Here is a 9,253-nt window from a genome sequence, read left to right on the forward strand (position 1 = left end):
CTTCGCCCAAAATTTAACATATTTTGGGCTATTTTTATCAGGCTTTTCTTAACATTCAACACTTCTGCATTTAGATATTTGTCAACTATAACTTCAATAGGGTATTCAATGGTGTTATAATCAACGGATTTTTTCTTTTCGCGGATTTGCATTTCTGCTTCTTCCTGCATTTCTTCTGTAATACTTTTAGTTAATAAATTGTTACTCATATTAGATTGAAATATTTAAGTTATTATGTCCATCCTATCCTGATTTTCCCTTCTTTAGCCAATCTTATGTTGAAAATAAATTTTCATACAACCTCAGTAAACAAGTGTCATGTAATTAATTACATGATATCCATCATAATCCCCTCCTCGCAAGCGGGGAGGGGGTTGAGGGTGGGGTTCTTGTATCTCACTGAATGGAGAATCCCTATACCAATTACCAATCACCAATTACCAAATTAAGTCAACGCTTCTGCACCACCGACAACTTCCAGTAGTTCCTGGGTAATTGCGGCTTGACGAGCTTTGTTGTAAGACAATGACAAGGTTTTAATCAACTCACCTGCGTTATCACTAGCGTTACTCATCGCTGTCATCCGTGCTGCTAGTTCACTAGCTGCTGATTCTTGTAATGCCCGTAATAGCTGATTGCTCAGATATAAAGGTAGCAAAGAATCCAGGATTTGGACTGGATCTTGTTCAAAAATCATATCGCGGGGTAAAGGAGCAACTGTACTAGTTACCTTTTCCCGTTCTACTTGGAATTGACCACCACGGGTAGTTAAACGGAAAATTTCATCATCCGCTGCTTCTAAACCTTGGGTATCCAAAGGCAGAAGGGTTTGGACTACGGGACGAGAACTAACCAAGGAGACAAATTTTGTATAAACTAGCTCAATCCGGTCTACTTTTTCGGAAAGGAATAGAGAAAGCAGTTCATCAGCGATATTTGTCGCTTCGGCGGCGGTAGGAATTTGTTCTAAACCGCTGTAAGTAGCATCAATAGACTGATTCCGTCGTTGAAAGTATTGTGTAGCTTTGCGGCCAACCAAGACATAAGTATAGTTTATACCTTCAGATTGAAGTTCTTTGGCACGATTCTCAGCACGACGGATGACGTTACTATTGTAACCACCACATAAACCCCGATCGCCTGCAATTACCAATAAGCCGACTGATTTAACTTCGCGTTTTTTCAGTAGGGGTAGGTCCACATCTTCAAAACGCAGTCTAGTTTGCAAGCCAAATAATACTTGTGCTAAACGGTCAGCAAAGGGACGGGTAGCAATTACTTGTTCTTGAGCGCGACGGACTCTGGCCGCTGCGACAAGCCGCATGGCTTCCGTGATTTTCTTGGTGTTTTTGACCGACTGAATGCGATCGCGTATTGATTTGAGATTAGCCATAATCCGATTTTAGATTTTAGATTTTAGATTTTAGATTCGGAATTTCGGATTTTAGATTAGACTTGTCTGCAAATAAACATCAAATCCCCGTATTTTAGGGGATGATATCTAATTTCGGGATAAGTCTATGTAATCCAAAATCCAAAATCCAAAATCCAAAATTTTTACGCTGCTGCTTGGAAGGTCTTTTTGAACTCGGTTAGTGCTGCTTTCAAAGCAGTTTCTTCTGCATCACCGAGAACTTTTGTGCCTTGTACGCCTTGGTAATAAGCAGTATTAACATTCTTCAGGTAATCACGTAAACCTCTAACAAAGGTAGTTACTTGATTAACTGCAATGTCATCTAAATAACCATTAATACCAGCGTAAAGAACTGCTACTTGTTCAGCGACGGAGAGAGGGTCGTTTTGAGGCTGTTTTAACAATTCCCGTAAACGCGCACCACGAGCCAACTGATCTTGAGTGGCTTTGTCTAAATCAGAAGCGAACTGAGCGAAAGCTTGTAAATCGTCAAACTGAGCCAATTCCAGCTTGATTTTACCAGCAACTTTTTTCATGGCTTTGGTTTGAGCCGCAGAACCTACACGGGATACAGAGATACCGGGGTTAACAGCGGGACGGATACCAGAGTTAAACAAGTCAGAAGACAAGAAAATCTGACCGTCAGTAATAGAAATTACGTTGGTAGGAATATATGCGGATACGTCACCAGCTTGGGTTTCGATAATTGGTAAAGCAGTCATACTACCTTTACCCAATTCGTCGCTCAATTTAGCAGCGCGTTCCAACAAGCGGGAGTGGATGTAGAATACATCTCCAGGATAAGCTTCCCGACCGGGTGGACGACGTAACAGCAAGGACATTTGGCGATAGGCCTGTGCTTGCTTAGAAAGGTCATCGTAAATAATTAAGGTTGCTTTGCCTTTGTACATGAAATACTCAGCAATACTAGCGCCTGTGTAGGGAGCTAAGTATTGTAAAGTAGCTGGGTCACTGGCGTTAGCTGCTACGACTACGGTGTAGTCCATAGCGCCTTTTTCTTGTAAAGTTTGGACTACGTTAGCAACGGTGGAAGCTTTTTGACCGACAGCTACGTAAACGCAAACAACATCTTCACCCTTTTGGTTAATGATGGTATCAATAGCGATCGCTGTTTTCCCTGTTTGTCGGTCACCAATGATTAATTCCCGTTGACCACGGCCGACGGGAATCATGGAATCAATAGCGGTGATCCCTGTTTGCATCGGTTCATGGACGGAGCGACGAGCGATAATACCAGGGGCAGGGGATTCAATTAACCGACTTTCGGTGGTTTTGAGATCACCTTTACCATCAATGGGACGACCCAAAGCATCTACAACCCGACCAATTAAAGCTTCACCTACAGCTACTTGGGCGATTTTACCGGTAGCGGTTACGGAGCTACCTTCTTGAATGTCCCGACCTTGACCCATCAATACCGCACCAACGTTATCTTCTTCTAAGTTTTGGGCGATACCAATGGTGCCATCTTCAAATTCTAGGAGTTCCCCGGCCATAGCTTTTTCTAAGCCATAAATCCGGGCAATCCCGTCACCAACTTGTAACACTGTACCAACGTTAGCAACTTTAACCTCTTGGTCGTATTGCTCGATTTGTTGTTGGATAATGCTGCTGATTTCGTCTGGTCTAATGGAAATGCTCATTTGTCAGTTGTCAGTTGTTAGTTGTTAGTTGTCAGTTGTTTTGATTGGCTATTGACCAATGACTACTGACATTTATCAGAACTTTTTAGTTACTGCTTAAACGCAAAGAGAGACGACGTAGTTGACCACGCAAACTAGCGTCAATCACTTGAGAACCAACTTTGATAATTACACCACCAATTAAATCACTGTCTATTTTAGTAGCTAATTCTACTTTTGCAGCTTTGGTAAGCGTAATTACCTTTTCTGTAATTGCTTGCTGTTGGCCTTCTGTGAGAGGAACAGCAGAAGTAATTTCCGCCAATACGGTTTGATTTAACTGCCGTAATAGCGCTAGATACTGCTGTAAAATTGGTTCACTGAAGGCGATGCGTCTTCTGTCAACTAATAGCAGTAAAAAATTACGTAGGTATGGGTTTGCACCTTCCCCAAGTAATTGTTTGAGCAGATTTTTTTTGTTCTCTGGTTTCACAAAGGGATTGGCCAAAAAGTTATTCAGTTCTTGGCTACCTGTTAATAAACCCAGAAAAGTTCTGGCATCTGTCCCAATTTCTTCTGTTGAGTTTTGAGACTGAGCAATGGACAATAGTGCCTGTGCATAAGGCTGGGATATTTCAGCTGCTGCTGCATTACTTTTCATATCTCGCCTCCCAGTTGTGCGATGCTACGAGCAATTAAAGCCTGTTGAGCATCGTCGCTAATACCAGCTTTGAGTTGTCCTTCAACTTTTTGTAGTGCTTGTAAGACTACTTTTTGCCTTAGTTGAGTTATCACTCTTTCTAGTTCGGAATTCAAATCAGCCGCCCCTGCTTCCTGCATCCGTTGAATATCTACAGCGGATTGGGCTAAAATGGCATCTTTAGCTTTCTGGGCGTTTAATTCGGCTGTTTGTTTGATTCTTTGAGCTTCTTCTTGAGCAAGTTCCAGCTTTTGCTGTGCCTCTTTCAATTTGGCTGCGGTTTCTGCTACCTTCTGCTCTGCACTCTTAATTGCTGATTCAATATTTTCTCGGCGAGATTTTAAGGTACTACCTAAAACCTTGCTGCCAAATACAACCAACACAGTAATAATAATAGCCAGGTTAATCAGGTTAGTATCTAAAATATTCGTATTTAGACTAAACCCACTTTCTCCCTTGCTTAGTGCCAATTCACCTCCGACGGCGCTGGCTTCCGTCATCAACAGTAAAAAAGTCCCCATGATTCTTTATCCACTAACTGCGCTGCCAATTTTCCAAATTTTTTGTCAGTTGTCCGTTGTCAGTCGTCATTTGTTAGTTGTTTTCAATACCAATAACTAATGACTACGAATCACCCATGACCCATGACTGTTTTCACAAGTTAGCGTTGACTTACTAAATCAGCACCTAACAGCTTCTCCAGGATTTGACGACTGAGAGCATCTACTTGTGTTTCCAAGGCAGCTAGAGCCTGTTGTTTTTGCTGCTCAATTTCACTGGCTGCTTTTTCTCGCTGTACCTGGGCTTCTTGTTGCGCTGCGGCGATGTTTTGAGCAGCGATTTTTTGGGCTTCGGCTTGGGCTTGAGCAACAATTGCTTGAGCTTGTTTTCTGCTGTGAGCAAGCTCTTGTTCGTATTGCTGGGCTAATGCTTGGGCCTTTGATAAGCGTTCTTGGGCTTCTAAATTATTGGTACGGATATATTCATTCCGGCCATCAATTGCATTACCCAAGGGCTTGTAAAGAGTTGCGTTCAATATCAGGGCTAATACTAGAAACTGGATTGCCATTAAGGGCAGAGTAGCATCTAGATCAAACAGTCCCCCTTCTTTGGCAACTTCTTCTACGGCCAATAAGGTGATCCAGTGTGTCATGATTGCTTATTCCTATCTACATTAATGTTAATGCTGAGTTCTGATAGCTTGCGTGTCCCAGTCATTTCATCAGTCATGAGTCTAAATTCATAACTTTATGTTTAGACGTGATTGCTCACGCCCGCAGTCAGAACTCAGTTGTGATTATGCGAAGGGGTTAGCAAACAGTAGCACTAGAGCAACTACTAGACCGTAGATGGTTAGAGCTTCCATGAACGCCAAACTTAACAGTAATGTACCGCGAATTTTGCCTTCAGCTTCTGGTTGACGAGCAATACCTTCTACAGCTTGTCCTGCTGCATTACCTTGACCAATACCGGGGCCGATTGCAGCTAAACCTACAGCTAGAGCAGCGGCGATAACGGAAGCAGCAGCAACTAATGGATTCATGATATTCTTTCCTTACTTTTAGAGATACGGTTGGGTGTTGTATTTGTCAGTTGTCAGTTGTCAGTTGTCAGTTGTCAGTTGTTAGTGGTCGGTTTTGAGATGATTAATTTCTGTCACCTGTCACCTATTCTCTGTCACCTGTCACCTGTGTCCTGTTTCCCCTAATGGCTGACTCTTGTGATCTGAGGGTATTTAGTGATCTCCCTCATGCTCTTCGCCATGATGATCTTCCATCGCTTCGCCAATATAGGCTGCTGCGAGGGTGGCAAAAATTAGTGCTTGAATGGCGCTGGTAAATAGTCCCAAAGCCATTACTGGCAGAGGCACGAACAAGGGTACTAATAGTACCAGCACTCCCACGACTAGTTCATCAGCTAAGATGTTACCGAATAAACGGAAGCTTAGGGACAGGGGTTTTGTGAAATCTTCAATAATCTTGAATGGCAACATGAAGGAAACTGGTTGCACATAGTTACCGAAATAACCCAAACCCTTTTTGCTGAATCCTGCATAAAAATACGCTAATGATGTCAACAACGCTAAGGCAACAGTTGTGTTAATGTCGCTTGTGGGTGCTGTCAGTTCGCCCTCTGGCAGATGAATTAACTTAAAAGGAACTAATGCCCCTGACCAATTTGACACAAAAATGAACAAAAACAAAGTGCCTACGAAGGGCACCCAGGGGCGATATTCTTTCTCGCCAATCTGGTTTTTGGCCAAATCTCGAATAAATTCTAGGGCGTACTCCATCAAGTTTTGTAAGCCACTAGGAATCCTTTTGACGTTACTACTGGCCAAGACGGAAGCTAGGACGAGTACGCCAATAACAAACCAAGATGTGAGAAACACCTGACCATGTAGCTTCAAGTTGCCTATTTGCCAGTACAGGTGTTTACCCACTTCCAATTCAGCAAGCGGAAGGGAGTAGACATTCAGAAAATTCAGCATTTTCTTTCCAATTCAATCGTTTCTCCAATTTTACCTGGAGAAGAGGAGCGTTTTAAGGTTGCCGGAGCGTGGATGAGTCAGAGATTAACGCTAACCTAACTACATAGATGATGAGTGTGGCTTTGTAGGTCAGAAATCCCAAGAATATGGGCAGTATATGCAGTTGATTCAACCTTGATGCCAGGAGAATCAGCACTACTAACAAGGCTAACCGAGTTTTGCTCAGTTCTTGTTTTTCCCTTCCTAACCTTTCAACATCTTTCGCCAACATCCTCAAGTAAAGCACACCTGCACACGCCCCTAATAAATAATTTAGAGCAATGTTTGGTGAATAAGCAATCCAGACGGAGATAAAGATTATCCCTGTTAAAACAAGTGTGATCAATATCAACTCTCGATAGAGTTGATAAAACTCCCCCATGGAGGAATTTATTGGTTTTGTGTCCTCAAAACCAGATTTATCATCTTGTTGTGCTGTCTGAGTGGGCGTAATTGGTTCGTCTGACAAGCTCACGGCATTTGAAACTAGTACAGTTTAAATATGATGACCGCACATCCAGTCAGCCAAATCATATCACGTCGCGGTAACAATACTTTAGAAAAAAACAATTAACTTATTTTTGGTTAGTGGTCAGTTGTCGGTTGTCAGTGGTCAGACAATGGTCTGACCACTGATTTTTTTGATGAAGCGGGGGTTAGTAAGATTAGTTGTTGTTTGAGGAGATGTCTTACTCTGTTTAAGAGTAGCTCTAATTGGGCTACAATGTTAGTCAATGTGGCAGAACCATCACATTTGTTTATTATTTCAGAATTGCTATGGAAATATCACATCCAGATATTATTGTCACCAGTCTAGATGGAGAATATTTGATGATTGTTGAAGTAAAACTCAATGATGTCAGCAAGCAACGTCAATATGCTATGAATCAGCTTCAACGCTCAATGATTGATTTTGGTTGCTCAGTTGGGTTACTGGTAGCAGGAGAGCGTGTTACTGTTTTGCGTGATTCTTTTGATGACTCTCATGGTTCATCAATTTATGTAGTTGGTGAAGCTACACTGCCACATTCTTTTTTACCACCAGCAGATGAGCAATGGAGGGGAAATTCTCATCTTGAGTTTGAATCACAAGTTCAGCGATGGTTAGAAAAACTGAAACTGCAAACCAATGTAGACAGTTTACCAGATGATTTGAAAAATTTGTTTGGCGGACGGATAATCAATTTGCTGCGAATTGGTGAAGTTAGGGCAGCAGGACCTAGGTGGAGTAAGGTTACAACATGAAGCCTCAAGCGGTTTTTGTGGAAACAAACTGGGTGGTAGATATTGTAGATATTGTTGCACCTGCACATTTACAGAGTCAACAAATATCTCAATTGCTTTCACTAGCGGAAGTTGGAGAGTTAATGTTTTTCCTCTTCTTAAATGATCTCTACAAAGCTTCTCGAATCTGGGTGTATCGAGATTTTTTGGTGGAAGATGTAGATCAACTTCCTCAAATTTGGTTTTCTTCTACTTAACCGGGTGTCAGTAAAATAAGATGTTGTTTCCAAAGATTTCTCACTCCATCTAACCCAAACTGGACTTTGGTTAAAATCTCGGCTACGGTAGATATACTATCACAGTTTTGCATAAATTCTAATTCTGCTGGTGATAAGTTAACAATTTGATAATCATAGTTAAATATACATTGACTGGGAAAACCATCTATACAGGGGTTAAGTTCGGGAATAGCTGCTAATAAGTTATCTGCTGACCAGTCGGTTTTGGGTAAGGGAGGACGACTGAGAAAAAATTCATAATGTGCTACTTCTGGATTCAATAATTCTACTAATCTGTACCGTTGACGTTCTTTGAGTTCTGCTGCTCGCTCAATTAACTCCGGTGCTTTTTCTAACAAATTTTCTAATTGCCAAAAACCAGGATTTGAGAACCCTACAAAGTCTAAGCCGGAAGCGTCTATTAATGTAAATAATGTATCAATATTGTAGTCAGTTTCCTGGGGATGTACGTACATATCAGCAAAACATTCATCCCGCTGATTTTCTAATGACCATCTTTCTTTTTCGCGCTTGACAATACGGTTATTTTCTGGTAAAGAAGCAAAGATTTTTCTACCAATGTGGACACCATCTTGATAGTCACCACGTTTGTTACCTTGGAGAAGTGCGATCGCTTGTTGCATTAGTTGTATTTCCCATCTTCCTATTTCTCCATAGACAAAGATGTGCATTAATCCACCTGGGGCGAGTTTTTTCGCTAATGCTTGAATACCAGGAATAGGATCGGGTAAATGATGAAGCACACCAACGCAATTAATTAGATCAAATTGTCCTGGTATCTGTTCAACATCATAGATACTCAGATGATGAAATTCTACACGGTCAGCACCGGAGCTTTGACAGCGTTTTTTTGCTACTTCTAAAGTTCCCGCACTTAAATCTATGCCTACTACCTGTGCGTGGGGGTTAAGATGTACTAAATATTCTGTTCCTACCCCTGAACCACAACCAGCATCTAAAATACGTATATGTTGATTTTCGGGTTTTCTCCCGGTACAAAAGTTGTAAGCAGCTAACCAATTCCAGCGCCAATTATAACCTGGTGGTGGTTGATCTAGTATGGGTTCTGGAGGGAAAGGGTAGGTATCATAGAGTTTCGCAACAGCAGCACTGATTTGGGAGTTGGACATAATTACGGATAACGCAGCATTTCTAATTTTAACGGATAGGATGATTTTGGGCAAATCTATTGTGGTGAGGATTTACGCCAAATATACCTCCCTAAACCCCCATTTTTGATATCTGTGCTTGGAGTGTTTTGTTTATTCCGTAACTCGTGGGTAAGTCCTAAAGTATTGACAAAAAATCTGGGATACAAGCCCCGTCCTTTTAGGACGGCTTTATGTTAAAATTTGGTCATAGTCGCCTTATGGTATTGGGAGACTTTAAACGGACATGGAGGGACGATAAGACCACTTGTGGCGTGTTCCAGTGAAGTGTCAA

Annotated in this window: 12 protein-coding genes and 1 pseudogene; 3 read left to right on the forward strand and 10 right to left on the reverse strand. The window is 41.7% G+C overall.

Going from position 1 to position 9,253, the window contains the following annotated elements; translation table 11 throughout:
* The 7 genes and pseudogenes from ACIR310F_RS22335 to atpE all read right to left on the reverse strand — a co-directional run.
* Positions 1-209 (reverse strand): annotated as a pseudogene (locus ACIR310F_RS22335) (hypothetical protein); the annotation flags it as partial.
* A 236-nt stretch (positions 210-445) separates the two neighbouring features.
* On the reverse strand, positions 446-1,393 hold the full coding sequence (locus tag ACIR310F_RS0111980) for a F0F1 ATP synthase subunit gamma (protein WP_028084037.1): 948 nt from the start codon (positions 1,391-1,393) through the stop codon (positions 446-448).
* 164 nt (positions 1,394-1,557) lie between these two features.
* The gene (atpA, locus tag ACIR310F_RS0111985) at positions 1,558-3,078 is read right to left on the reverse strand and encodes a F0F1 ATP synthase subunit alpha (RefSeq protein ID WP_028084038.1); all 1,521 of its coding nucleotides are present in this window, start codon (positions 3,076-3,078) and stop codon (positions 1,558-1,560) included.
* 85 nt (positions 3,079-3,163) lie between these two features.
* Entirely contained in the window at positions 3,164-3,718 is a 555-nt protein-coding gene (gene atpH, locus ACIR310F_RS0111990; RefSeq protein WP_028084039.1) for an ATP synthase F1 subunit delta, read from the reverse strand.
* Entirely contained in the window at positions 3,715-4,278 is a 564-nt protein-coding gene (locus ACIR310F_RS0111995; protein ID WP_028084040.1) for a F0F1 ATP synthase subunit B, read from the reverse strand. Before ACIR310F_RS0111995 ends, atpH begins: the two co-directional genes overlap by 4 nt.
* Before the next feature lie 140 nt (positions 4,279-4,418).
* Entirely contained in the window at positions 4,419-4,910 is a 492-nt protein-coding gene (locus tag ACIR310F_RS0112000) for a F0F1 ATP synthase subunit B' (protein WP_028084041.1), read from the reverse strand.
* A 144-nt stretch (positions 4,911-5,054) separates the two neighbouring features.
* Positions 5,055-5,300, reverse strand: a complete 246-nt coding sequence (gene atpE / locus ACIR310F_RS0112005) for an ATP synthase F0 subunit C (RefSeq protein WP_028084042.1) — start codon at positions 5,298-5,300, stop codon at positions 5,055-5,057.
* A 30-nt stretch (positions 5,301-5,330) separates the two neighbouring features.
* On the opposite strand from atpE, the gene ACIR310F_RS27350 reads away from it, so the two are divergent.
* The gene (locus ACIR310F_RS27350; RefSeq protein ID WP_269208362.1) at positions 5,331-5,465 is read left to right on the forward strand and encodes a hypothetical protein; all 135 of its coding nucleotides are present in this window, start codon (positions 5,331-5,333) and stop codon (positions 5,463-5,465) included.
* Positions 5,466-5,492: 27 nt separating this feature from the next.
* On the opposite strand, the gene atpB is transcribed toward ACIR310F_RS27350, so the two are convergent.
* A complete protein-coding gene (gene atpB / locus ACIR310F_RS0112010; protein WP_028084043.1) occupies positions 5,493-6,248 on the reverse strand; it encodes a F0F1 ATP synthase subunit A in 756 nt (251 codons plus the stop codon).
* 52 nt (positions 6,249-6,300) lie between these two features.
* Positions 6,301-6,762: an ATP synthase subunit I gene (locus tag ACIR310F_RS0112015; RefSeq protein ID WP_028084044.1), complete on the reverse strand. Its 462-nt coding sequence runs from the start codon at positions 6,760-6,762 to the stop codon at positions 6,301-6,303.
* Positions 6,763-7,064: 302 nt separating this feature from the next.
* Here ACIR310F_RS0112015 and ACIR310F_RS0112020 point away from each other — a divergent pair, with 302 nt between their 5' ends.
* Both ACIR310F_RS0112020 and ACIR310F_RS0112025 read left to right on the forward strand, forming a co-directional pair.
* A complete protein-coding gene (locus ACIR310F_RS0112020) occupies positions 7,065-7,532 on the forward strand; it encodes a hypothetical protein (RefSeq protein ID WP_028084045.1) in 468 nt (155 codons plus the stop codon).
* A complete protein-coding gene (locus tag ACIR310F_RS0112025; protein ID WP_028084046.1) occupies positions 7,529-7,768 on the forward strand; it encodes a hypothetical protein in 240 nt (79 codons plus the stop codon). The genes ACIR310F_RS0112020 and ACIR310F_RS0112025 overlap by 4 nt, the downstream gene beginning before the upstream one ends.
* Here ACIR310F_RS0112025 and ACIR310F_RS0112030 read toward each other — a convergent pair.
* Positions 7,765-8,940, reverse strand: a complete 1,176-nt coding sequence (locus tag ACIR310F_RS0112030) for a class I SAM-dependent methyltransferase (RefSeq protein WP_028084047.1) — start codon at positions 8,938-8,940, stop codon at positions 7,765-7,767. The two genes, ACIR310F_RS0112025 and ACIR310F_RS0112030, sit on opposite strands and share 4 nt — an antisense overlap.
* Positions 8,941-9,253 lie beyond the last annotated feature (313 nt).

The organism is Dolichospermum circinale AWQC310F (assembly GCF_000426925.1).
GTDB classification, from domain to species: Bacteria; Cyanobacteriota; Cyanobacteriia; order Cyanobacteriales; family Nostocaceae; genus Dolichospermum; species Dolichospermum circinale.